This window comes from Pseudomonas sp. IT-P260, from assembly GCF_949768395.1.
GTDB classification, from domain to species: Bacteria; Pseudomonadota; Gammaproteobacteria; order Pseudomonadales; family Pseudomonadaceae; genus Aquipseudomonas; species Aquipseudomonas parakoreensis.
Genome location: NZ_CATKPO010000002.1, coordinates 16,314 through 39,603, shown reverse-complemented (window position 1 = coordinate 39,603; position 23,290 = coordinate 16,314). Strand labels below are relative to the sequence as shown.

Sequence of the window (23,290 nt, the reverse complement as noted above, 5' to 3'; positions counted from 1 at the left end):
AGTTGTTTCAGGTCAGGCAAAAGTTACTTGGCGGACGAAACCCGCCAAACCTTGTTCCCCACATCATCCGCCACCAGCAAACCACCTTGCTGGTCGATTGCCACGCCTACCGGGCGGCCCAAAGCGTTCTCGTCCTTGTCGAGGAAACCGGTCAGCACATCCACCGGTGCTCCGTTCGGCTTGCCGGCCGCGAACGGTACGAAAATCACTTTATAACCGCTGTGCGGTTTGCGGTTCCACGAGCCGTGCTGGCCGATAAACGCGCCTTCCTTGAACTGCGCCGGCAAGTTGTTGCCCTCGGCGAAGGTCAGGCCCAGTGACGCGGTGTGCGGGCCGACGGCATAGTCCGGAGCGATGGCCTTGGCCACCAGATCCAGATTCTGCGGCTTCACCCGCACATCCACGTGCTGGCCGTAATAGCTGAAAGGCCAGCCATAGAAGCCACCGTCCTTGACCGAGGTGATGTAGTCCGGCACCAGGTCGCTGCCGATTTCGTCACGTTCGTTGACTGCTGTCCACAGCGCGCCTGTGGTGGGTTCCCACGCCAGACCGTTGGGGTTACGAATGCCTGAGGCGAAGATCCGGTGATTGCCGGTGGCGCGATCCACTTCCCAGATCGCGGCGCGACCTTCCTCTTTATCCAGACCATTCTCGCCGACGTTGCTGTTCGAGCCGACGGTGACATACAGCTTGCTGCCGTCCTTGCTGGCGATGACGTTCTTGGTCCAGTGATGGTTCAGCGTACCGCCCGGCAGATCGGTAACCTTGATCGGCTGTGTCTTGATCTCCGTCGTACCGGGTTCGTAGTGGAAGCGCAGCAGGCGATCAGTGTCCGCGACGTACAAATCGTTGCCGACCAGGGTCATGCCGAATGGCGAGTTGAGGTTCTGCAGAAACACCGTGCGGGTCTCGGCCACGCCGTCGTGATCGGCGTCACGCAGCAGGGTGATGCGGTTCGGGCTCGGCACGCCGGCACCGGCCTTACCCATGACTTTCTTCATCACCCAGCCGCGAATACCGCTGCTGTCATCCGGTTTGGGCGGCGCGTTGGTTTCCGCCACCAATACGTCACCGTTGGGCAGCACGTAGAGCCAGCGTGGGTGATCGAGGCCTTCGGCAAATGCAGCCACTTGCGTACCGGCTGCGGCGGTCGGTTTGCCACCTGCAGGCCAGCCGACCGCTGGGGCGATGTTCACCGTCGGGATCAGGGTTTTGTTCGGTTCAGGCAGTTTCGGTGACGGACCGGTGCCGTCGGAAACTTGCAGGCTGGAGGATTCACCGCAGGCGGCGAGCCCTCCGGCGAGAGCGATGACGAGAGCGAGTCGGGTTTTGCGCATTGCTGATCTTCCCTATGAATGCATGCTTAATCATAGAGAACCCTGCGCACCCGATGGTTCAACCGCTATCCGCGAGCCTCTTTGAACAACACGGCGATGCCCGGGTGATAATTGCCCGCTTCGCTGCGCAACTTGCGGTAGGCGTAGGGGAAATACCAGGCCACGGCGCAGCAATGCTCCTTTTGCAGGTCGTCGACCATGTCCTGCAGTTCTTCGGGGCTGGCACTGTGCTGGGCCTTCTGCGGGGCGACGAACAGACAGCCGAGCTTGAGGTCGCTGGCGAAGCTGATGCGTTTGGCATCGCTGGTGATGTCCAGCAGGGCCTGAGTCAGGTTGAGGTTGTTGACCCGCGGCCAGCGCTGGGTGGCCTGAAGGTAGGCGCGGTCTTCGGCGCCGGCGATGAACAGATCGGCGCGGGCATTGCGCTCGCCATCCTCGTTCTGCTTTCGGGTCGAGGTATCACAAAGGGTCACCAGCTCGGCCATCCAGGCTGCCGCGGAGAGCAAGCCGAGATTGGCGTTCTCGTCATGCCAGTAGGGCGTGTCGTTGTCACCGCGTACCGCGTTGTAACGGTCAATACAGTCAAACCAGCGTTCAAGCACCGGGCGCAGGAATTCCAGGCGCGGGTTGCTGATGATCATGCCTTGCATCGTCATCATCCTTATTGTTGTGGTGTGCTTTTTCAATCAAAAGCATGGCTCTTTGATATCACTTGTCTCAGTGTGGCACAAGATTGGCGTCAGATAATTGATCGGTGGCAGTTATTCGCCCGACGGCCCCCTCTTTAATTGACGCTCCACCCCCAACCCTCTAACCTTCGCGGCTTGTTTCAGGTGCTCTGTGACGCGTGTCGACAGAGTGAAACAGGGAAGCCGGTGAGGGTTGTCTTCAGGTGAAAGACGATCACGATCCCGGCGCTGCCCCCGCAACGGTAAATGAGTGAAAACTGCGCATTGAGCCACTGTGTCGACCGACGCGGGAAGGCGCGCAGTCAGGCGATTCGCCGCTCATGAGCCCGGAGACCGGCCTGATCCATCCAGCGGCATCACGGTGGGCGATGCCAGGCTTTTTGCCGTCTGTTCTTGTGCCTGCCCGCCGTTATCCAGCCTCAACGGAGAGCTCCCCCATGACCGATTCCCCCGAGCGCGACGAACGCCATCTGGCGCGTATGCAGCGCAAAAAAGCCGTGATCGACGAGCGCATCGCCAATTCGCCTGACGAATGCGGCCTGGTGCTGGTGTTGACCGGCAATGGCAAAGGCAAAAGCAGCTCGGCGTTCGGCATGCTTGCCCGTGCCATGGGTCACGGCATGCAATGTGGTGTGGTGCAATTCATCAAGGGCCGCAACAGCACTGGCGAAGAGCTGTTCTTCCGCCGCTTCCCCGAGCAAGTGCGTTTTCACGTGATGGGCGAGGGTTTCACCTGGGAAACACAGGATCGCCAACGTGACATCGCCGCCGCCGAAGCCGCGTGGCAAGTGTCCCGCGAGCTGCTGCGCGATCCGTCGATCGGTCTGGTGGTGCTGGATGAACTGAACATCGCCCTCAAGCACGGTTACCTCGATCTGGATCGAGTGCTCAGCGATTTGCAGGCGCGTCCGCCGATGCAACATGTAATTGTCACCGGCCGCGCGGCCAAGCCGGAAATGATCGAGATGGGCGATACCGTCACCGAAATGGGCATGCTCAAACACGCCTTCCAGGCCGGCATCAAAGCGCAGAAAGGCGTCGAACTTTGAATCAACCACGTCACTGCCCGGCGGTGCTGATTGCCGCGCCGGCCTCCGGTCAGGGCAAGACCACCGTCACCGCTGCGCTCGCGCGCTTGCACCGCAATCAGGGACGCAAGGTGCGCGTGTTCAAGTGCGGCCCGGACTTTCTCGACCCAATGATTCTCGAGCGCGCCAGCGGTGCGCCGGTGTATCAACTGGACATGTGGATGGTCGGCGAGCAGGAAAGCCGCCGCCTGTTGTGGGAAGCCGCCGCCGAAGCCGATCTGATCCTGATCGAAGGCGTGATGGGCCTGTTCGACGGCACGCCGTCCAGCGCTGATCTGGCGCGCCATTTTGGTGTGCCGGTGCTTGGTGTGATCGATGGCACCGCGATGGCCCAGACCTTTGGTGCACTGGCGCTGGGGTTGGCGCGTTATCAGCCGGACCTGCCGTTTGCCGGGGTGCTGGCCAACCGCGTCGGCACCTTGCGTCATGCGCAGTTGCTGGAAGGCAGCCTCACCGAAGGTCTGCGTTGGTACGGCGCGCTGTCGCGGGAAACCGGGATCGAGTTGCCGAGCCGCCATCTCGGTCTGGTGCAGGCCAGCGAATTGAATGATCTGGACCTGCGTCTCGACGCGGCCGCCCAAGCGTTGGCCAGCAGTTGCGAGGTAGCGCTGCCACCGGCCGTGGAGTTCGCCGCGCCTGAAGTGATCTCTGCCGAACCGCTGCTCGAAGGCGTGCGCATCGCCGTCGCTCGTGACGAAGCCTTTGCCTTCACCTACGGTGCCAGCCTCGATCTGCTGCGGGCGATGGGTGCCGAGTTGAGTTTCTTTTCGCCGATCCGCGATACGCAGTTGCCCGACGCCGACAGTCTGTATCTGCCCGGTGGCTACCCGGAATTGCACCATGTGGCGCTGGGGCAAAACACCGCGATGCTGGATGCGATTCGCGCGCACCACGCTGCCGGCAAACCGCTGCTTGCCGAGTGCGGCGGCATGCTCTATCTGCTCGACGCGTTGACCGATGTCGAAGGCACCCGCGCCGAACTGGTCGGGCTGCTGCGCGGTGAGGCAGTGATGCAAAAACGTCTGGCGGCACTGGCACTGCAAGCGGTAGATCTGCCGGAAGGTTCGTTGCGCGGCCACACCTATCACCATTCCCTGACCAGCACCGAGCTGACGCCGATTGCCCGGGGCATCAGCCCGAATGGCGGGCGCGGGGCGGAGGCGGTTTATCGGGAGGGGCGGATGACGGCGTCGTACGTGCATTTTTACTTCCCGTCGAACCCTGCGGCTATCGCGGCACTGTTTGTGCCAGATCTTGAGGCCGCCTTCGCGAGCAAGCTCGCTCCCACAGGGGATCGCGTTTCTTGAGCAAGCACCCCGTTCAATGTGGGAGCGAGCCTGCTCGCGAAGAGGCCATGACCGACAACACATTCTCCGAAGCCGAACGCGAAGCGGTTTATAGAGCCATCGCCGAGCGCCGCGACATGCGCCACTTCACCGGTGGCACGGTGGAGCCGGAGCTGCTGCGCCGTCTGCTCGAAGCCGCGCATCAGGCGCCCAGCGTCGGCCTGATGCAACCGTGGCGCTTTATCCGCATCAGCGATCGCGCCTTGCGTGGGCAGATCCAGAACCTCGTCGAAGAAGAACGCGTGCGTACCGCCGAAGCCCTCGGCGAACGCAGTGACGAGTTCATGAAGCTCAAGGTCGAAGGCATTAACGACTGCGCTGAAGTGCTGGTCGCGGCGCTGATGGATGATCGCGAAAAACACATTTTCGGCCGTCGTACGCTGCCGGAAATGGACATGGCCTCGCTGTCCTGCGCGATTCAGAACCTGTGGCTGGCATCCCGTGCCGAAGGACTGGGCATGGGCTGGGTGTCGCTGTTCGAACCGCAGGCACTGGCCGATCTGCTGCAACTGCCGGCCGGGGCCAAGCCATTGGCGGTGTTGTGCCTGGGGCCGGTCAGGGCATTCTATCCGGCGCCGATGCTGGTACTCGAAGGGTGGGCGCAGGCGCGGCCGCTCAATGAGTTGCTGTACGAAAATTATTGGGGAGTGAGTCAATGAGTGTGGCGTTGTTGAGTGTCGCCGCGGTCGCGCTGGATGCGCTGCTGGGTGAACCGAAACGCTGGCATCCGCTGGTGGCGTTCGGCAATTTTGCCGGGCGCATCGAGCGCCGTTTCAATGCGGGCGGACGTGGCTGGCGCAGTCACGGGGTCACCGCGTGGGTGATCGCGGTGCTGCCGCTGACCTTGCTCGCGACCGCGTTTTCCTGGGCACCGTACGTGGGCTGGATCGTCGAGATTCTTGCGCTGTATTGTGCCCTCGGCATGCGCAGTCTTGGCGAACACGTCGAGCCCGTGGCCAAAGCCCTGCGCAGCGATGATCTGGAAGAAGCACGCAAACGCGTCGGTTATCTGGTCAGCCGTCAGACCAGCGAACTGGACGGCACCGCCGTCGCCCGCGCCGCCACCGAATCGGTGCTGGAAAACGGCAGTGACGCGGTGTTCGCCGCGCTGTTCTGGTTTGTCGTGGCCGGCGCGCCAGGGGTGGTGCTCTATCGCCTGAGCAATACGCTCGACGCGATGTGGGGCTATCGCAACGAACGCTTCGAGCGCTTCGGCTGGTGCGCGGCAAAAATCGATGACGTGCTCAACTACATTCCGGCCCGACTGGTGGCGCTGACCTACGCGCTGCTGGGCAACACCCGGCTCGCCTGGAAATGCTGGCGCAGCCAGGGCCCGCAATGGGACAGCCCTAACGCCGGTCCGGTGATGGCGGCCGGTGCCGGTGCGTTGAATGTCGAACTGGGCGGCCCGGCGATCTATCACGGCGAACTGCATGAGCGTCCGCAGCTGGGCGAAGGTGCGCCGGCGGATGCCGATTCGATTGATCGCGGCTGGCAATTGGTCCAGCGCGGGGTATGGTTATGGCTGCTGATTCTCTGCGTGGGGGCTGAATTCTATGCTTGAGCACGGTGGCCGGCTGCGCAAGGCTGCACTCGATTACGGGATTGCCGAGGCCGACTGGCTCGACCTGTCCAGCGGCCTTGCGCCGTGGCCATTTGCGGTGCCGCAGATTCCGCTGCGCGCCTGGGCACGCTTGCCGGAAACCGACGACGGGCTGGAACAGGCCGCGTGTGATTACTATGGCGCCTCGCGGGTGCTGCCGGTGGCCGGTTCGCAGATGGCGATCCAGCTGCTGCCGCGTTTGCGCCGTGCCGGCAAGGTCGGTGTGTTGTCGCCGTGTTATGCCGAGCACGCCGAAGCCTGGCGTCGCAGTGGTTATATCGTGCGCGAAGTGCTGGAGCAGGAAGTGGAATTCTTTCTCGACAGCCTCGACGTGCTGGTGGTGGTCAATCCGAACAATCCCACTGGCCTGAGCCTGACCCCGGCGCGGCTGCTCGACTGGCATGCGCGGCTGGCCCAGCGCGGCGGCTGGCTGGTGGTCGATGAAGCGTTCATGGATAACACGCCGCAGCTGAGCCTGGCCTCGCACACCCATCAAGTTGGCCTGATCGTGTTGCGCTCGTTCGGCAAGTTTTTCGGTCTGGCGGGGGTGCGTCTGGGGTTTGTGCTGGCCGAGCGCAAGTTGCTCAGGTTGCTCGCCGAACAGGTCGGACCGTGGGCGGTGAGCGGGCCGACACGGGTGCTCGGTCAGGCCTGTTTGCAGGACACCGAAGCGCACACTCGGCAACGTATTCGCAGCGATGAGGCCAGTGAACGTCTGGCGCTGCTGCTGGAGCGTTATGGCTTCAAACCCCATGGGGGTTGTGCGTTGTTTCAGTGGCTGATCACCGAGCACGCGCCTGCGTTGCACGAATTCATGGCCCGACGCGGCATCCTTCTGCGCCTCTTCACCCACAACAGCAGTCTGCGTTTTGGCCTGCCGGCCAACGCCGCTGAAGAAGCGCGCCTCGAACAGGCGCTGCAAGCCTTTGCCAAGGAATCGAAATGACCACCGTGATGGTGCAAGGCACCACCTCCGACGCCGGTAAAAGCACGCTGGTGACGGCGCTGTGCCGCTGGGCCACCCGTCAGGGCGTGGCGGTGGTGCCGTTCAAACCGCAGAACATGGCGCTCAACAGCGCGGTGACCGCCGACGGCGGCGAGATTGGCCGGGCGCAAGCGGTGCAGGCGCAAGCCGCGCACCTTGAACCGCACACCGACATGAACCCGGTGCTGCTCAAGCCCAACAGCGACACCGGCGCGCAAGTGATCATCCATGGCCGCGCGGTCACCAGCATGAACGCAGTGGCCTATCACGACTACAAAGCCATCGCCATGCAAGCGGTGCTCGCGTCGCACCAGCGACTCAGCGCGGCCTATCCGCTGGTGATGGTTGAAGGCGCTGGCTCGCCGGCCGAAATCAATCTGCGTGCCGGTGACATCGCCAACATGGGCTTCGCCGAAGCGGTGGATTGCCCGGTGCTGCTGATTGCCGACATCAATCGCGGCGGGGTGTTTGCGCATCTGGTCGGCACGCTGGAGTTGCTGTCGCCGAGCGAGCAGGCACGGGTCCAGGGCTTCATCATCAACCGTTTTCGCGGTGACATCGCCTTGCTGCAACCTGGCCTCGACTGGCTGGAACAGCGCACCGGCAAACCGGTTATCGGTGTGCTGCCGTACGTGATGGATCTGCATCTGGAGGCTGAGGACGGCATCGACCAGCGCCAGACCGACAAGACCGAGCAAGTGCTGAAAGTGGTGGTGCCGGTGCTGCCGCGCATCAGCAACCACACGGACTTTGATCCACTGCGCCTGCATCCGCAGGTCGATCTGCAATTCATCGGCCCGGGGCAGGCGATCCCTGCCGCCGACCTGATCATCCTGCCCGGCTCGAAAAGCGTGCGCAGCGATCTTGCCTATTTACGTGCCAATGGCTGGGACGCGGCGATCAATCGGCACTTGCGCTATGGCGGCAAGTTGCTGGGGATCTGCGGCGGTCTGCAAATGCTCGGTGAGCAGGTGCACGATCCGCTGGGCCTGGAAGGCGCGCCGGGCTCCAGTGCCGGCCTGGGTTTGCTGGCGTTCGAAACCACGCTGGAAGCCGAGAAGCAGTTGCGCAATGTCCGTGGGCATCTGGCGCTGGAAAACGCCGAGGTCAGTGGCTATGAAATTCATGCCGGGGTAACGGTAGGCCCGGCGCTGGAGAACGCGGCGGTGCTTCTGGATGACGGTCGTTGCGACGGCGCGCAGAGTCCGGACGGGCAGGTGTTCGGCACCTACCTGCATGGCTTGTTCGAATCACCGCAAGCCAGTGCCGCGTTGCTGCGCTGGGCCGGGTTGAGTGCTGTGCAGGAGGTGGATTATCACGGCTTGCGCGAGCGCGATATCGAGCGGTTGGCGGATCTGGTGGAGCGGCATCTGGATACCGGGCTGCTGCGTCAGCTCTGCGGGATTTAGGCTGGCTGTTACGGCCTCTTCGCGAGCAGGCTCGCTCCCACTTTGGAACGCATTCCCATGTGGGGGCGAGCCTGCTCGCGAAGGGGCCGGTTGCCTCAGCACATAATTCGGGATGTTCCCATGCTCCCACATGAGAATGCATTCCAGGGTGGGAGCGAGCCTGCTCGCGAAGAGGCCGTTTGCCTCAACACATAATTTTCAGGATGTCCCCATGCTCCAACTGATCCTCGGCGGCGCCCGCTCCGGCAAAAGTCGCCTGGCGGAAAAACTCGCCAGCGACAGCCATCTGGCGGTCACTTACATCGCCACCAGCCAGCCGCTGGACGGTGAAATGAACGCCCGCGTCGCCCATCACCGCGCCCGGCGCCCGGCCGAATGGGCACTGATCGAAGAACCCATAGCGCTGGCCCGCGTCCTGCGTGAAAACGCCGGCGCCGAGCGTTGCCTGCTGGTGGACTGCCTGACCCTGTGGCTGACCAATCTGCTGATGCTCGATGACGCCGCGCGTCTCGCCGCCGAACGTGAAGCTCTGCTGGACTGCCTGGCGTCATTGCCGGGGGAAATCATTTTTGTCAGCAACGAGACCGGAATGGGTGTCGTGCCGCTGGGCGAATTGACTCGCCGCTACGTCGATGAAGCCGGTTGGCTGCATCAAGCTCTGGCCGAGCGTTGTCAGCGAGTTGTCCTGACCGTTGCCGGCCTGCCCCTGACCCTGAAAGGACCTGCGTTATGACTCAAGCGTGGTGGTTGAACCCGTGCCAATCCGTGAATGCCGAGATCGTTGAACACGCGGCGGCGCGCCAACAGCAGTTGACCAAACCGGCCGGCTCCCTCGGTCGCCTCGAAAGCGTGGCGGTGCAGCTGGCCGGATTGCAGGGGCAGATCAAACCGACCCTCAAGCAGGTCTGGATCGCGATTTTTGCTGGTGATCACGGGGTGGTCGCGGAAGGTGTTTCTGCCTTCCCGCAGGAGGTCACCGGGCAGATGCTGCTCAACTTCGTCAGCGGCGGTGCGGCGATCAGCGTGCTGGCGCGCCAGCTCGATGCGCAACTGGAAGTGGTCGATCTGGGCACCGTGACACCGACGTTGAATCTGCCGGGCGTGCGTCATCTGAACATCGGCCCGGGCACGGCGAATTTCGCCAAGGGCGCGGCGATGACCCAAGCGCAGGGCGAACTCGCCTTGCAGGCCGGTCGTGACAGCGTGCTGCGCGCCAAAGCGGCGGGCGCACAGTTGTTCATCGGTGGCGAAATGGGCATCGGCAACACCACTGCCGCCAGTGCACTGGCGTGTGCCTTGCTCGATTGCCCGGTGGCGCACCTGACCGGTCCCGGCACGGGGTTGAATGCCGAAGGCGTCAGCCATAAAGCACAAGTGATCGAGCGCGCACTGGCGCTGCACGCGGCGCAATGTGGCGATGCGCTGCAAACCTTGTTCAACCTCGGCGGGTTTGAAATCGCCGCACTGGTCGGCGCGTACCTGGCTTGTGCGCAGGAAGGCGTGGCGGTGCTGGTCGACGGCTTTATCTGCACGGTCGCTGCGCTGGTCGCGGTGCGGCTGAATCCGGCCTGCCGCGAGTGGCTGCTGTTCGGCCATCGTGGGGCCGAGCCGGGCCATCGTCACGTGCTGGAAACCCTCAATGCCGAACCGCTGCTGGAACTCGGTTTGCGTCTGGGCGAGGGCAGCGGGGCGGCGTTGGCTGTGCCGCTGTTGCGTCTGGCCTGCGACCTGCACGGGCAGATGGCGACGTTCGCCGAAGCGGCGGTGGCGGATCGTCCGGCATGACGTTGCGTCTGGACCTGCTGCGCCACGGTGAAACGGAGCTGGGCGGCGGATTGCGCGGTAGCCTCGATGATGCGCTCACGGAAAAGGGTTGGGCGCAGATGCGTGCGGCGGTGATCGCGGGCGGACCGTGGGATCGACTGGTCAGTTCGCCGCTGCAGCGTTGTGCGCGGTTTGCCGCCGAACTGGGCGAGCAGTTGGGGCTGCCGGTTCATCTGGATAAAAACCTGCAAGAACTGCATTTCGGTGCCTGGGAAGGGCAGAGCGCAGTGGGACTGATGGAGACCGATGCCGAGGCGCTGGGGCTGTTCTGGGCCGATCCGTATGCGTTCACGCCGCCACAGGGTGAGCCGGTCAGTGATTTTGCGGCGCGCGTGCTGGGCGCGGTTGCGCGGTTGCATCAGGCCTATGCCGGTGAACGCGTTTTGTTGATCAGTCATGGCGGCGTGATGCGTCTGTTGCTGGCGCGGGCGCGAGGTTTGCCGCGTGAGCAGTTGCTCAATGTCGAAGTCGCGCATGCTTCGCTGTTCGCGCTCAGTGTCGAAGCCGATGGCGTGCTCAAGGAAGGTCACTGAGATGCTGCCACTGTGGATCGCCCTGCAATTTCTCAGCAGCCTGCCGATTCGTCTGCCGGGGATGCCGGAGCCGCAACAGCTCGGGCGTTCGCTGTTGTTTTATCCGCTGGTGGGGTTGCTGTTCGGGGTGATCCTCTGGGTATTCAACCTGGTATTGGCCGGCGCGCCGTTGTTGTTGCATGCGGCGCTGCTGCTGACGGTGTGGGTGCTGCTCAGCGGCGCGCTGCATCTGGATGGCCTGGCTGACAGCGCTGATGCCTGGCTTGGTGGTTTCGGTGATCGCGAGCGCACGCTGACGATCATGAAGGATCCGCGCAGCGGGCCGATTGCCGTGGTGACGCTGGTGTTGGTGTTGCTGCTGAAGTTTTGCGCGTTGCTGGCGCTGATCGAGCAGGGGCACGAAGTGATGTTGATCATCGTGCCGCTGCTGGGGCGCGCGGCGTTGCTGGGGCTGTTTCTGACCACGCCGTATGTGCGCGCGGGAGGTCTGGGGCAGGCGTTGGCTGATCATCTTCCGCGCCGGGCCGGTTGGTGGGTGCTGGGGGCGAGTGCGCTGGCCTGCTTGCTGATTGCCGGGGTGAAAGCGATTGTTGCGCTGGTTGTCGCGTTCGTCGGGTTTGTCTGGCTGCGGCAGGTGATGATGCGGCGGTTGGGCGGGACCACGGGCGATACGGCGGGGGCGTTGCTGGAGTTGCTGGAGATGGCGGTGCTGGTTGGGGTTGTGTTGGTCTGACATATTGCTAAGACCGTGCCGGCCTCTTCGCGAGCAGGCTCGCTCCCACATTTGGAATGCGTTTCCATTGTGGGAGCGAGCCTGCTCGCGAAAGCGGTCTGCCAGGCGCTACAAATGTATGGGTAAAACTCATGTGTAACTTGATTTAACACAGTCGCGGGTATATACACGCATCATGCTTCCTTCTCAGTGTTTGTGCACCAACCTGCGTCGCGCCGCTCGTGGCGTCAGCAGGCATTACGACGGCGCTCTCGACGGCTTCGGGATCAACGTTGCCCAGTACTCTTTGCTGTGCAACCTGCAGCGTCTGGATCAACCGAGCATCTCAGAACTGGCCGAAGCCATGGGCCTGGATCGCAGCACTTTGGGGCGCAACCTGCGGGTACTCGAAGGCGAGGGCCTGGTGGCGCTGGCCGAGGGCGAGGACATGCGCAACCGCATCGTCCGGCTCACCGAAACCGGTGCACAGCGCCTTGCGGCCGCGCTGCCGGCCTGGGAAGCGGCGCAACAGCGATTGATCGATCGCCTGGGCGCCGAGAAGCGTGAAACCTTGCTGCGACTGTTGGACGAACTGGCCTGAAGGCCGGTTTTTCCGGATTTAAGCGGGTATATACCCGCGAACGGAGAATAACAATGACATCGATGTGGCGTACGTGCGGTTGGGTGTTGCTGGGAAGTGCGCTGATTCTGGCGTTGTCATTGGGCGTGCGGCACGGCTTCGGTCTGTTCCTGTCGCCGATGAGTGCGCAGTTCGGCTGGGGGCGCGAAGTGTTCGCCTTCGCCATCGCCCTGCAGAACCTGATCTGGGGCTTGGCGCAGCCGTTCACTGGCGCGTTGGCTGACCGTTTCGGTGCGGCCAAAGTGGTGCTGGTCGGCGGCGTGCTGTATGCCGCGGGCCTGGTGTGCATGGGGCTGTCCGATTCGGCGCTGACCTTGTCGCTGAGTGCGGGTCTATTGATCGGTATCGGCCTGTCCGGCACCTCGTTTTCGGTGATCCTCGGCGTGGTCGGGCGTGCGGTGCCACCGGAAAAACGCAGCATGGGCATGGGCATTGCGAGTGCCGCCGGCTCCTTTGGTCAATTTGCGATGTTGCCGGGTACCTTGGGTTTGATCGGCTGGCTCGGCTGGTCAGCGGCATTGCTGGTGCTGGGCCTGCTGGTGGCGCTGATCGTGCCGCTGGTGAGCATGCTCAAGGACAGGCCGCTGCCGGTGCTGGGCCATGAGCAGAGCCTGTCCGAAGCGTTACGCGAAGCCTGTTCGCACTCGGGGTTCTGGCTGTTGGCATTCGGCTTTTTCGTCTGCGGCTTCCAGGTGGTGTTCATCGGTGTGCATCTGCCGGCCTATCTGGTTGATCAGCATCTGCCGGCAACCGTCGGGACCACGGTGCTGGCGCTGATCGGTCTGTTCAATATCTTTGGCACTTATACCGCTGGATGGCTCGGCGGGCGCATGTCCAAACCGCGTCTGTTGACGGCGTTGTACCTGCTGCGTGCAGTGGTGATCGTGCTGTTCCTGTGGCTGCCGGTGACGACGACTTCGGCGTACCTGTTCGGCATGGCCATGGGCTTCCTGTGGCTGTCGACGGTGCCGTTGACCAACGGCACGGTGGCGACCTTGTTTGGCGTGCGCAATCTGTCCATGCTCGGCGGCATCGTGTTCCTGTTTCATCAGCTTGGCTCGTTCCTCGGCGGCTGGCTGGGTGGCGTGGTGTATGACCGTACTGGGAGTTATGACTTGATCTGGCAAGTGGCGATTCTCTTGAGTCTGCTGGCGGCCGCGCTGAACTGGCCGGTGCGCGAGCGTCCGGTGGCGCGTCTGCAGCCGGCGGTCGGCGCCGTATGAAGCGCTCCTGGCCACGAATTGCTTTCACCGCACTCGGCGCGCTGTTGCTGGCGCTGGTGTGGTGGGGCTGGCATCAGGGTGGCCTGGCGTTGATGCAGTTGGGCCTGGGCGCTTGCTTGTAGGCTTGGAGGGCGAGTAACGTCGAGAGTCTGATGACTGCTCAAAGGATGCCCGACATGCTCATGCGCTGGTGTGCTGTGCCCGCGTTGCTGATGGCGTTGACCGGATTGGCCCAGGCGGCCGATTGCCCGGAGGCGCTGCAAGGTTCGTTGCCCAAGTTGCGCGCCAAGGAATCCGTCGATCTGTGCCAGCGCTACGCCGGCAAACCGCTGGTGGTGGTCAATACCGCCAGTTTCTGTGGCTTCGCCCCTCAGTTCGAGGGCCTCGAAGCGCTCAATCAGCACTACAAGGCGCAAGGCCTGGAAATGCTCGGCGTGCCCTCCAATGACTTCAAGCAGGAGTCCAAGGACAGCGCCGAAACCGCCAAGGTCTGCTACGCCAACTACGGCGTGACGTTCACCATGACCGAGCCGCAGAAGGTCCGAGGCGACGATGCGACTCACCTGTTCAAGGTGCTCGCCGAACAGAGCAGTGCGCCGAAGTGGAATTTCTACAAGTATGTGATTGATCGGCAGGGCAAGGTGATTGCCAATTTCTCCAGCCTGACCAAGCCGGATGATCCGGAGTTTATTGCGGCAGTTGAAAAGGCTATCGCCTCAAAACCACTGCAACCATGACCCTGAGGAGCTGCGGAACGCTGCGATCTTTTGATCTTAAAAAACAAGATCAAAAGATCGCAGCCTCGTTTCACTCGACAGCTCCTACAGGTTGTAAATCTCAGGCACAAAAAAGCCCCGCTTTCTGCAAAGAGAGCGGGGCTTTTCTGTGGGCAAGGGTTTAGCCTCGCCGCGCAGCATCAGAAGCGGTAAGTAGCGCCGACGCCGAAACCGTTTGCAGAGTTTTCATACTTGGCGTCGTAGGTCTGGCCACGATCGTTCTGGTTGTGGACCTTGACCGACTCTTCTTTCAGGTACGAGTAAGCCACGTCGATGGTCAGGTCTTCGGTCGGGCTCCAGCCAGCACCGATGCTGAAGATGGTCCGGTCGCCGGTCGGGATGCGCGGGGAACGGTCGACGTTGTTGGTCGGCGCCTGGTCGAAGGTCAGACCGGTGCGCAGTACCCATTCCTTGTTCAACTGGTACGAAGTACCCACGGCGTAAGCCCAGGAATCGTGCCAGTTCTGGTCTTCAGTGATCTCGCCGAACTGGCCGGCCAGCAGCGGCTGCACGCCGGAGTTCTTGACGGTGATCTTTTCCAGCTGGCTCCAGCGGGTCCAGGTGCTACCGGCGTAGACGTTCCAGCGATCGTTGATCGCTTGAGTGATGGAGAAGTCCACCGACTCAGGCGTGGTGATCTTCAGCGATGCGTCGTACTTCTGCTGGGCGCCCAGACCGACTGCGCCCAACACGCTGTAATTGACTTTGGTGTCGCCTTCGAGTTTGTAGTCGACTTTCGAGTGGTAGGTCAGACCCAGACGCGTGGTGTCGGTGGCTTGTACCAAAACGCCGATGTTGTAGCCCAGCGCGGTATCGTCACCCTTGATCTTGACCTTGCCGTCCGGCGCGGCCTGGGTGATCGACAGGTTGGATTCCAGCGTACCGTCGATACGGTTGATGGTCGGACCGAAACCGATCGACACCACATCGTTGAACTTGTAGCTGATAGTTGGCTGGAAAGTGATGACTTGTACTTCGGACTTGCTGCCGAAGTAACGGCCGCCAAAGCCTTTTTCATAGTCGGTAATCAGGCCGAACGGCACGTAAACGCCGAGGCCGAATGCCCAATGCTCATCGATCGGTTTGACGTAGAAGCCCATAGGTACGGAGGTGAAGGGCACCATGTCGCCTTTGTTGCTGCCGCCGTTAGGGCTGGAGCTGGCGTCGCTGATATCGGTCTTGGCATCGAGGAATGCAACACCGCCGGTGACTTGTTCGCGCGTGAGGCGCGACATGCCGGCAGGGTTGCCATAAACAGTGCTTGCGTCGTCGGCAGAAGAGGATCGCCCAGCGTAACCAGTACCCATCCCGCTAATGCTGTGTTCGTTGATGGCAAAGCCAGCTGCGAAGATCTGGGTGGATGCCATGGTAACGGCGAGGCTAAGGGTGGTTTTGAGCATGACTTTTTTCATTATTAGAACTCCTGGTGATCACCGGGGCGAAAATTACCAACATTTTCGTCCCAGCGCTATAGTCCCTATGCCTTGAGTTAGAGCGGTTTTGTAGGACAATCCGACCAGATTCGCGACCTGTTGAGCGATCTTTCAAAACTCGCCAGTCAACACGCGACCTGATTCACCGGTGAAACACACGTTTGCCAGGCGTAGGTGAAGTCGCGCAGACGGCCTTGCGGCTGGAAGGTCTGACGCCAGATTCGCGCCATGCCCAGCAGATCGCCCGGGGCGGGGAGGGTGGGGTGTTGTTCTTCTACCAGCAGCCAGGCGATGGCGGTGGCGTAACGCAGATTGACGGTCAATTCCAGGTGCGGGCCGCTAAGAAAAGCATGCTGGCTGGCGAGACCGCGAACAAGGCTCGCGCGCTCCGGATCCAGAGCCAGGTAGTGATCCCAAAGGGCTTGGTGGCGATGCTCGGCTATCCGGTAGAGGCCGTGGCCACGGCGGTCATGCAGGGCGGAGCCGAGGGCGGACTGGCTGGCGGCGATTCCCAGCAGCAGGGATTCGGCGGTTGCGCAATGACGTCCCAGATAAATCAATGTGGGACGGATCACGTAGCGACACAGTTCGCTGGCAGCGATACCCATAATGCCCTCGATTCTTGTAATGGGGCGGCGAAACCTGAAGGGGCTTTGGCAGCGGTGGATCGACTCAGGCTCGCCGGAAGCGGATCAAGCCGCTTGAGTTGAAGTGTAGTGTCATATTCACGACGTAAAGGCCTGTTTTTAAAATATTTCCAACAGCGAGCGAAAAGCGTTATATCCGATGGTGCTTAGGCACCGGCGGCTAAAAGCGAAACATCGGGCAATAAAAAACCCCGCATTGTGTGCGGGGTTTTTGCTTTTGCAGCCTTTTCGGCTCTCAGGCAATCAACGCCTGACGCGTACGATCAATAATGGCCTGCAGCGGCTCGGCGCTGGAGTATTGATCGGGGTACAGACGCTCGCTGTGGCGGGCGATTCCGTGTTCATTGACCACGGTGAAGCTGAAGCAGCCTTTGCGAGCGGCCATGATCAGGCAGTTCATTGGGGCAAAAGCGTTGGTTAGGGTGCGAATGGCATCCTGAGTCTGGATTTGAGTAGACATAGTTATTAGGTGTTCCTACAAATGACACGGATAAGAACCGTGCAACGTTAAAACGTTCCAGTAATGTCGACCACCATTGGTCGAACAAAGAACCCGACTGGAACAAAGCAGCCAGTTTGAAGCGCTAAATAAGTTGGCGCGCTTGGGCTGGCAGGTAGGTACTTAGGAGGACAGGCAACACATCGAGGGCAGAGGTTCTGGGCCCGGGGTGAAGATCCTGATCAATTTGCAGGTTGGTTCGGTCAGAGTAAGTGGTCTTCGCAGCACCCTTTGCATTCATTCAAAGGCTGTGCTGGCGCAAGATTTACCTGGAAACCATCGAGGGGTCGTTCCCGCTTTTTTCGGTGAAGGGCTTCTGGGAAGAAGGTTGACCGTGGGGATGTGTTCGACCGGAATTGACTTTCAGCTTGGTACTAACGCCGCGGATAGTAACGGAACGTCCTGGGCAATGCAAACCTTGCGGCAAAAAAAGATTTTGGACGGTGGTGCTGATCATGGGTGACAGGGCTGGCCCTTTCGCGAGCAGGCTCGCTCCCACATGAGAAACACCATCCAGTGTGGGAGCGAGCCTGCTCGCGAAGGGATCACCCTGATCAACCGCCGGTCGCCACAAAAGCGTGCAGCCATGCCCATCGCCAACCCGCTTATCCACTGCTCAGGGCGCAAAACGACCCGAAAAAGCGCATCGATATAACCGGGTAACAGGTACTTGTGCACATTAGTTGCGCAGACGGTAACCTCACTGTCATATCAATCCTGACCCCGATGGCTGCCTGCATCAAAAGTTTAAGTCAATGAAAAATATCGTCTTTTTTTGTTGGTGAAAAAATCGTCAGTTTGACTGCGAGCCCCATTCCACAAGGCTTTGCGCGGGTTCGGGAGCGGTTGTCCACTGAGTTATCCACAGCTTCTGTGGATTGTCCCTAGCGCTTGCTCTAGCACGGGCGTGCCGGGTTTTTTTCGACTTTACCTGTACGAAAAAGAGAGTAGAGTGGCGCGCCTTCCGATCTGTCCCACAGTGTTTTATGAAGTTTCGCTCAGTATCAGACTCTGTTACCTCCGAACACTCCCGTGTTACCTCTCCCAAGCGATTTTCCGTGCGTGTGGCCGAATGGCTGCTCGACAGCCCGCGGCTGGGCGATAGCCGTAATGCCAAGCATCTGGCGGGGCGTCTGCTCAAGCAACCGGCACGCGAAGGCGTGGTCGCGGCGCAAAGTCGTCTCGGCCAATTGATGTGCCGCGAGTGCGGTAATGCCCGGGATCGGCGCATCGGCCAGGATCTGCTGCGCCAGGCCGCTCGCGCCGGCGACCGTCGTGCACAACGGGAACTCGGTCTGCTCGAAGACTGAGCTGTCCAACACCCCACGCCTTGGTTAACCTTCAGGCTTTATCGGATCGGCAGGAGTGGCTATGGCTATGGACTTGACCAGCGTGTTGCTCGGTCTGGCGGGCGCGGGATTGCCGCTGCTGGCGCTGGCCTGGCAACTGCAACGGCGGGCCAGTGATCGGCAAGCCGAGGTCGCCTTGCTCGAAGAGCGCCTGGCCATGGCGCAACTGGCGCAGGACGGGCTTAACGTGCAGTTGGAAGCCAGCCGCGATGAAATCGTCGACCTCGGCCAGGCCAATGCCGCCAGGCAGGCGGAGTTGGCGGCTCTGCGCCGCGAAGTCGAGTTGCTGCAGATCGAGCGCGATGACGCCCGTGACGCGTCCCACGCCTGGAACATCGAGCGCGCCAACAAAGAGGCCGAATTGCGCCGTCTCGACGCCCAGGCCGCTTCGCTGAACGCCGAACTGCGCGAGCAACAGGAAAGCCATCAACAACGCCTCAATGACCTGCAAGGCTCGCGCGATGAGTTGCGCGCGCAGTTCGCCGAGCTGGCGGGAAAGATCTTCGATGAGCGTGAACAGCGCTTTGCCGAGACCAGTCAGCAGCGCCTCGGCCAGTTGCTCGATCCGCTGAAAGAGCGCATCCAGTCCTTCGAAAAACGCGTGGAGGAAAGTTATCAGGCCGAAGCCCGTGAACGCTTCTCGCTGGCCAAGGAACTGGAGCGCCTGCAAGCGCTTAACCTGCGCCTGAGTGATGAAGCGACCAACCTGACCCGCGCCCTCAAAGGCCAGAAGACCCAAGGCAACTGGGGTGAATTGATCCTTGAACGGGTGCTGGAACATGCGGGTCTGGAGAAGGGCCGCGAGTACCAGACGCAGGTCAACCTCAAGGGGCCAGACGGCGAGCGCTTCCAGCCGGATGTGATTATTTACCTGCCGGGCGACAAGCAGGTGGTGGTCGACTCCAAAGTCAGTCTCACCGCCTATCAGCAGTACGTCGCCGCTGAAGACGACACCCTCGGCCAGATCGCAATCAAGCAGCACGTGCTGTCGCTGCGCAGCCACGTCAAAGGCTTGGCCGGCAAGGATTACAAGCGTCTGGAAGGCCTGCACAGCCTCGATTTCGTGTTGCTGTTCGTGCCGATCGAAGCGGCATTTTCCGCCGCTTTGCAAGCTGAGCCGACGCTGTTTCAGGAGGCGTTCGACCGCAACATCGTGATCGTCAGCCCGACCACGTTGCTGGCGACGTTACGGGTGATCGACAGCCTGTGGAAGCAGGAGCGGCAAAGCCAGAACGCCCGGGAAATCGCCGAGCGTGCCGGCTGGCTGTACGACAAATTCGTGCTGTTCATTCAGGATCTGGACGAAGTCGGCAATCGCCTGCAACAGCTGGACAAGGCCTACAGCTCGGCGCGCAACAAACTCACGGAAGGGCGCGGCAACCTGGTCAGCCGCAGTGAGCAGCTCAAACTGCTCGGCGCGCGGGCCAGCAAGAGTCTGCCGGCGGATTTGCTGGAACGGGCGATGACCGATGTCGACGGGCTGGTCGAACTGCCAGAGTGAAGAGCAAAAGATCGCAGCCTGCGGCAGCTCCTACAGGATGAATGCAAATCCCATGTAGGAGCTGCCGCAGGCTGCGATCTTTTGCTTTACAGCGGCACATACCGACTCAACAACGCCCGCAACGCCGCCGGCTTCACTGGTTTGGCCAGATAATCCAGCCCTGCCGCATGCACCTGCGCCACCGTCTCCGGGCGGCCATCGGCGCTGATCACCACCCCCGGCACCGGCTCGCCTAACGTGGTGCGCAGCCACGCCATCAACTCGGTCCCGGTATCGCCGTGGTCGAGGTGATAGTCGACCAATGCCAGTTGCGGCCGCACACCCTCGTTGAGCAACGCCGCGCATTCTTCGCGATTGCGCGCCGTCCACACCTGACAGCCCCAGCGGGTCAGCAGACTGTTCATGCCAATTAGAATGCTGTCTTCGTTGTCGATGCACAGCACTTGCGCGCCGCTGAGCAATTTGCCGTTCAGCTCCACCGCGGCTGTCTGCGGCAGCGCTTGCGCCCGGGCCAGCGGCACGCTGACACTGAACACGCTGCCGCGCCCCGGCCACGAACGTACGCGCAGGGTATGGCCAAGCACGCGACACAAACCGTCGGCAATCGCCAGGCCCAGGCCGAGGCCTTTTTCGGCGCGGGTCTGATGGCTGTCGAGGCGTTTGAACTCCTCGAAAATCACCTGTTGCTTGTCTTCCGGAATCCCCGGTCCGCGATCCCACACCTCCAGACACAGTTCACTGCCGCGTCGACGCACGCCCAGCAACACTGGCCCTTTGGCGTAGCGGAACGCGTTGGTCAGGAAGTTCTGCAAGATCCGCCGCAGCAGCTTGATGTCGCTGTCGATGCGCAAATGGCTGCCGCGCACCCGGAACGTCAGCCCTTGTTCCTGCGCCAGCGCCTTGAATTCGGCGCCGAGGGTGTCGAACAGCTCGTTGACCGCGAACGGCTTGCGATCGGGGTTGATCTTGCCGTTTTCCAGGCGGGAAATATCCAGCAGGTCGCTGATCAAGTCTTCTGCCGAACGCAGCGAACTGTCGAGGTGTTGCACCAGTTTCTGTGCCTCGCTGCTCAAGCCGTCGTCCTGGTGGGAGAGGGCGGCAGAGAACAGGCGCGCGGCGTTCAGCGGCTGCATCAGGTCATGGCTGACGGCGGCGAGAAAACGGGTTTTTGACTGATTCGCGGCCTCGGCATGGCCCTTGGCTTCGGTCAGTGCAACGTTGAGTTGCGACAGTTCTTGGGTGCGCTCGCTGACCCGTTGCTCCAAACCTTCGTTGGCCTCGGTCAGCGCCTGCTCGGCTTCGCGGAACGCGGTGATGTCGGTGAAACTCATGACGAAGCCGCCGCCGGGCATCGGGTTGCCGATCAGCTCGATCACTCGGCCGTTGGGGAACAAGCGTTCGGAGGTATGCGCACGGCCCTGACGCATCCAGTGCAGGCGCCGGGCAACGTGGACTTCCGCCTCGCCGGGGCCGCACAAGCCGCGTTCGGCGTTGTAGCGAATGATGTCGGCAATCGGCCGGCCGACGCTGATCAAACCGTCCGGGTAGTTGAACAGCTCCAGATAGCGCCGGTTCCACGCCACCAGTTTCAGCGACTGGTCGACCACGCTGATGCCTTGAGTGATGTTTTCGATCGCGCCTTGCAGCAAGGCGCGGTTGAATTGCAGGACTTCCGAAGCTTCGTCAGCGATTCGGACGACGTCCTCCAGCTGCATTTCCCGACCTTCAATCGCCGCTTTTACCACTGCCCGAGTCGAAGAAGCGCCGAGCACACCAGCCAACAAGCGTTCGGTGTGGGCGATCCATTCGCCGTCAGCATTCTGGTTCGGGTTGAAGCCCTTGCCTTGCCGGTAGGCGAAACGAATGAAGCTCTGTCGCGCACGTTCTTCACCGACAAACCGTGCGGCCAGCTGCAGCAAATCATCAATCTGCACCGCGAGCATCGAGCGCGCACTCGGCCGAGCACTGATTTCCTGGCCGATGAAGCGCCCGGCCTGCCAGTGTTCCGAGACCCGCGTGCGCGACAACACCGAGACCCATGCAAACAGCGTGAAGTTGCCCGCCAGTGACAGCACCACGCCTTGGGTCAGCGGGGTGATCGGCAGGTTCAGCGGGTTACTGTGCAGCCACGAAAGGCCCGGGAACGTGCTCAGCGACCAGCCGAGGCTGTGGGCGGCAATCGGCAGGATCAGCGTGTAAAACCAGAGGAATGTACCGGCGGCCAGACCGGCGAACACCCCACGGCGATTGGCCTGTTTCCAGTACAGCGCGCCGAGCATCGCCGGGGCCAGTTGGGTGACGGCGGCGAAGGCGATCTGGCCGATGGTTGCGAGGCTTGCGGTGGAGCCGAGCAAGCGGTAACTGACGTAGGCCAGCAACAGAATCAGCACAATGCTCACGCGGCGCACCGAGAGCATCCACTGGCGGAACACTTCGAACGGGCGCTCGGCGTTGTTGCGGCGCAGCAACCACGGCAACAGCATGTCGTTGGAAACCATGGTCGACAGTGCCACGCTGGCCACAATCACCATGCCGGTGGCCGCCGACGCGCCGCCGATGAACGCCAGCAACGCCAGGGCCGGATGGGCCTGGGCCAGTGGCAGGCTGATCACGAACGAGTCCGGGAGTACGTGGCTCGGCAGCATCATCTGCCCGGCGAGGGCGATCGGCACCACGAACAGCGCGGCCAGCGCCAGATAAGCCGGGAACACCCATTTGGCCAGGCGCAGGTCTTGCGGGTCGATGTTCTCCACCACCGTGACGTGAAACTGCCGCGGCAGGCAGATGATCGCCATCATCGCCACACCGGTCTGCACCACCATCGACGGCCAGTTGATGGTTTCTTTCCAGTATTGCTCCAACCGTGGCGCGAGCATGGCCTGATTGAACAGGTCGTCGAAACCGTCATACAGGCCAAAGGTGACGAAGGCGCCGACAGCAAGAAAGGCGAACAGCTTGACCAGTGATTCAAAGGCAATCGCCAGCACCATGCCGCGGTGGTGCTCGGTGGCGTCGAGGTTGCGCGTACCGAAGACGATGGTGAACAGCGCCAGCACCAGCGACACGATCAGCGCGGTGTCCTGGGCGCGGGTGCCCATGGCGTCGGCACCGGCGCCGATCAACAGGTTCACGCCGAGCACGATGCCTTTGAGTTGCAGGGCGATATAAGGGAGAACGCCGACCAGACAGATCAGCGCCACCACCACCGCCAGCGATTGCGATTTGCCGTAGCGCGCGGCGATGAAGTCGGCAATCGAGGTGATGTTCTCCTGTTTGCTGATCATCACCATTTTCTGCAGGACCCACGGCGCGCCCAGCAACAAAAGGATCGGCCCGAGGTAGATCGGCAGGAATGACCACAGCTGTTCGGCGGCTTGGCCGACGGCGCCGAAGAACGTCCAACTGGTGCAATAAACCGCCAGCGACAGGCTGTACACCCACGCGCGCATCCGCGGCGGCAACGGCGTGCTGCGACGGTCGCCGTAGAAGGCGATGGCGAACATGATGGCCATATAGGCCAGGGCGACGGCGGCGATCAGCCCGGTGGACAGCGACATGCAACACTCCCGACAAAAGACTCCCCGGCAATCCTGCCCGGGCGGACAGTCTCGCATGAGTGCGGCGGTTAGTCAGTGTCGACCAAGGTCGTGGCGTGGCGGGGTGTCGCACTTTGAAACCGGGTGGTTCTCGGGTGAC

The 23,290-nt window shown here is 61.8% G+C and carries 23 protein-coding genes and 1 riboswitch; of the genes, 17 read left to right on the top strand and 6 right to left on the bottom strand.

Going from position 1 to position 23,290, the window contains the following annotated elements; genetic code table 11:
* Window positions 1-23 precede the first annotated feature (23 nt).
* Window positions 24-1,337 carry a PQQ-dependent sugar dehydrogenase gene (locus ACM6HV_RS01230; protein WP_414903085.1) on the bottom strand — a complete coding sequence of 438 codons (1,314 nt, stop codon included), beginning with the start codon at window positions 1,335-1,337 and terminating at the stop codon, window positions 24-26.
* A 65-nt stretch (window positions 1,338-1,402) separates the two neighbouring features.
* Window positions 1,403-1,987 carry a hypothetical protein gene (locus tag ACM6HV_RS01225; RefSeq protein ID WP_414903083.1) on the bottom strand — a complete coding sequence of 195 codons (585 nt, stop codon included), beginning with the start codon at window positions 1,985-1,987 and terminating at the stop codon, window positions 1,403-1,405.
* Between the two features lie 164 nt (window positions 1,988-2,151).
* Window positions 2,152-2,383: riboswitch (cobalamin riboswitch) on the top strand.
* 80 nt (window positions 2,384-2,463) lie between these two features.
* On the opposite strand from ACM6HV_RS01225, the gene cobO reads away from it, so the two are divergent.
* The 14 genes from cobO (at window position 2,464) to ACM6HV_RS01155 (ending at window position 14,126) form a co-directional block, all read left to right on the top strand.
* Window positions 2,464-3,075, top strand: a complete 612-nt coding sequence (gene cobO, locus ACM6HV_RS01220) for a cob(I)yrinic acid a,c-diamide adenosyltransferase (protein ID WP_145593438.1) — start codon at window positions 2,464-2,466, stop codon at window positions 3,073-3,075.
* On the top strand, window positions 3,072-4,421 hold the full coding sequence (locus tag ACM6HV_RS01215) for a cobyrinate a,c-diamide synthase (protein WP_414903081.1): 1,350 nt from the start codon (window positions 3,072-3,074) through the stop codon (window positions 4,419-4,421). Before cobO ends, ACM6HV_RS01215 begins: the two co-directional genes overlap by 4 nt.
* A 47-nt stretch (window positions 4,422-4,468) precedes the next feature.
* On the top strand, window positions 4,469-5,119 hold the full coding sequence (gene bluB / locus ACM6HV_RS01210; protein WP_414903079.1) for a 5,6-dimethylbenzimidazole synthase: 651 nt from the start codon (window positions 4,469-4,471) through the stop codon (window positions 5,117-5,119).
* Window positions 5,116-6,024: an adenosylcobinamide-phosphate synthase CbiB gene (cbiB, locus tag ACM6HV_RS01205; protein WP_414903077.1), complete on the top strand. Its 909-nt coding sequence runs from the start codon at window positions 5,116-5,118 to the stop codon at window positions 6,022-6,024. Before bluB ends, cbiB begins: the two co-directional genes overlap by 4 nt.
* On the top strand, window positions 6,017-7,009 hold the full coding sequence (gene cobD / locus ACM6HV_RS01200; RefSeq protein ID WP_414903075.1) for a threonine-phosphate decarboxylase CobD: 993 nt from the start codon (window positions 6,017-6,019) through the stop codon (window positions 7,007-7,009). The genes cbiB and cobD overlap by 8 nt, the downstream gene beginning before the upstream one ends.
* Window positions 7,006-8,457, top strand: coding sequence for a cobyric acid synthase (locus tag ACM6HV_RS01195; RefSeq protein ID WP_414903073.1), 1,452 nt, complete (start codon window positions 7,006-7,008; stop codon window positions 8,455-8,457). The genes cobD and ACM6HV_RS01195 overlap by 4 nt, the downstream gene beginning before the upstream one ends.
* Window positions 8,458-8,668: 211 nt before the next feature.
* Window positions 8,669-9,190, top strand: a complete 522-nt coding sequence (gene cobU / locus ACM6HV_RS01190) for a bifunctional adenosylcobinamide kinase/adenosylcobinamide-phosphate guanylyltransferase (protein ID WP_414903071.1) — start codon at window positions 8,669-8,671, stop codon at window positions 9,188-9,190.
* Window positions 9,187-10,242: a nicotinate-nucleotide--dimethylbenzimidazole phosphoribosyltransferase gene (gene cobT, locus ACM6HV_RS01185; RefSeq protein WP_145593431.1), complete on the top strand. Its 1,056-nt coding sequence runs from the start codon at window positions 9,187-9,189 to the stop codon at window positions 10,240-10,242. Before cobU ends, cobT begins: the two co-directional genes overlap by 4 nt.
* Window positions 10,239-10,814 carry an alpha-ribazole phosphatase family protein gene (gene cobC, locus ACM6HV_RS01180; RefSeq protein ID WP_414903069.1) on the top strand — a complete coding sequence of 192 codons (576 nt, stop codon included), beginning with the start codon at window positions 10,239-10,241 and terminating at the stop codon, window positions 10,812-10,814. The genes cobT and cobC overlap by 4 nt, the downstream gene beginning before the upstream one ends.
* Before the next feature lies 1 nt (window position 10,815).
* Window positions 10,816-11,547 (top strand): adenosylcobinamide-GDP ribazoletransferase, encoded by a 732-nt coding sequence (locus ACM6HV_RS01175; RefSeq protein WP_414903067.1) that lies wholly within the window; start codon window positions 10,816-10,818, stop codon window positions 11,545-11,547.
* 175 nt (window positions 11,548-11,722) lie between these two features.
* The gene (locus ACM6HV_RS01170) at window positions 11,723-12,127 is read left to right on the top strand and encodes a MarR family winged helix-turn-helix transcriptional regulator (protein WP_007950413.1); all 405 of its coding nucleotides are present in this window, start codon (window positions 11,723-11,725) and stop codon (window positions 12,125-12,127) included.
* Between the two features lie 53 nt (window positions 12,128-12,180).
* Window positions 12,181-13,389, top strand: coding sequence for an MFS transporter (locus ACM6HV_RS01165; protein WP_414903065.1), 1,209 nt, complete (start codon window positions 12,181-12,183; stop codon window positions 13,387-13,389).
* Window positions 13,386-13,511: a hypothetical protein gene (locus tag ACM6HV_RS01160; protein WP_256588587.1), complete on the top strand. Its 126-nt coding sequence runs from the start codon at window positions 13,386-13,388 to the stop codon at window positions 13,509-13,511. The genes ACM6HV_RS01165 and ACM6HV_RS01160 overlap by 4 nt, the downstream gene beginning before the upstream one ends.
* 54 nt (window positions 13,512-13,565) lie before the next feature.
* Window positions 13,566-14,126, top strand: a complete 561-nt coding sequence (locus ACM6HV_RS01155; RefSeq protein WP_041074325.1) for a glutathione peroxidase — start codon at window positions 13,566-13,568, stop codon at window positions 14,124-14,126.
* Between the two features lie 179 nt (window positions 14,127-14,305).
* On the opposite strand, the gene ACM6HV_RS01150 is transcribed toward ACM6HV_RS01155, so the two are convergent.
* The 3 genes from ACM6HV_RS01150 to ACM6HV_RS01140 all read right to left on the bottom strand — a co-directional run bounded on the left by ACM6HV_RS01150 (window position 14,306) and on the right by ACM6HV_RS01140 (window position 16,705).
* Entirely contained in the window at window positions 14,306-15,577 is a 1,272-nt protein-coding gene (locus ACM6HV_RS01150; RefSeq protein WP_145593425.1) for an outer membrane protein transport protein, read from the bottom strand.
* A gap of 146 nt (window positions 15,578-15,723) precedes the next feature.
* Window positions 15,724-16,206: a hypothetical protein gene (locus ACM6HV_RS01145; protein WP_041074321.1), complete on the bottom strand. Its 483-nt coding sequence runs from the start codon at window positions 16,204-16,206 to the stop codon at window positions 15,724-15,726.
* A gap of 274 nt (window positions 16,207-16,480) precedes the next feature.
* A complete protein-coding gene (locus ACM6HV_RS01140; RefSeq protein WP_007962908.1) occupies window positions 16,481-16,705 on the bottom strand; it encodes a hypothetical protein in 225 nt (74 codons plus the stop codon).
* 208 nt (window positions 16,706-16,913) lie between these two features.
* On the opposite strand from ACM6HV_RS01140, the gene ACM6HV_RS01135 reads away from it, so the two are divergent.
* The 3 genes from ACM6HV_RS01135 (at window position 16,914) to rmuC (ending at window position 19,594) form a co-directional block, all read left to right on the top strand.
* Entirely contained in the window at window positions 16,914-17,207 is a 294-nt protein-coding gene (locus ACM6HV_RS01135; RefSeq protein ID WP_414903061.1) for a hypothetical protein, read from the top strand.
* A 523-nt stretch (window positions 17,208-17,730) separates the two neighbouring features.
* Window positions 17,731-18,054 carry a sel1 repeat family protein gene (locus ACM6HV_RS01130; protein WP_145593424.1) on the top strand — a complete coding sequence of 108 codons (324 nt, stop codon included), beginning with the start codon at window positions 17,731-17,733 and terminating at the stop codon, window positions 18,052-18,054.
* Between the two features lie 175 nt (window positions 18,055-18,229).
* The gene (rmuC, locus tag ACM6HV_RS01125) at window positions 18,230-19,594 is read left to right on the top strand and encodes a DNA recombination protein RmuC (protein ID WP_414903277.1); all 1,365 of its coding nucleotides are present in this window, start codon (window positions 18,230-18,232) and stop codon (window positions 19,592-19,594) included.
* An 86-nt stretch (window positions 19,595-19,680) separates the two neighbouring features.
* Here rmuC and ACM6HV_RS01120 read toward each other — a convergent pair whose 3' ends face one another.
* Window positions 19,681-23,151, bottom strand: a complete 3,471-nt coding sequence (locus ACM6HV_RS01120; RefSeq protein ID WP_414903059.1) for a NahK/ErcS family hybrid sensor histidine kinase/response regulator — start codon at window positions 23,149-23,151, stop codon at window positions 19,681-19,683.
* Between the last annotated feature and the right edge of the window lie 139 nt (window positions 23,152-23,290).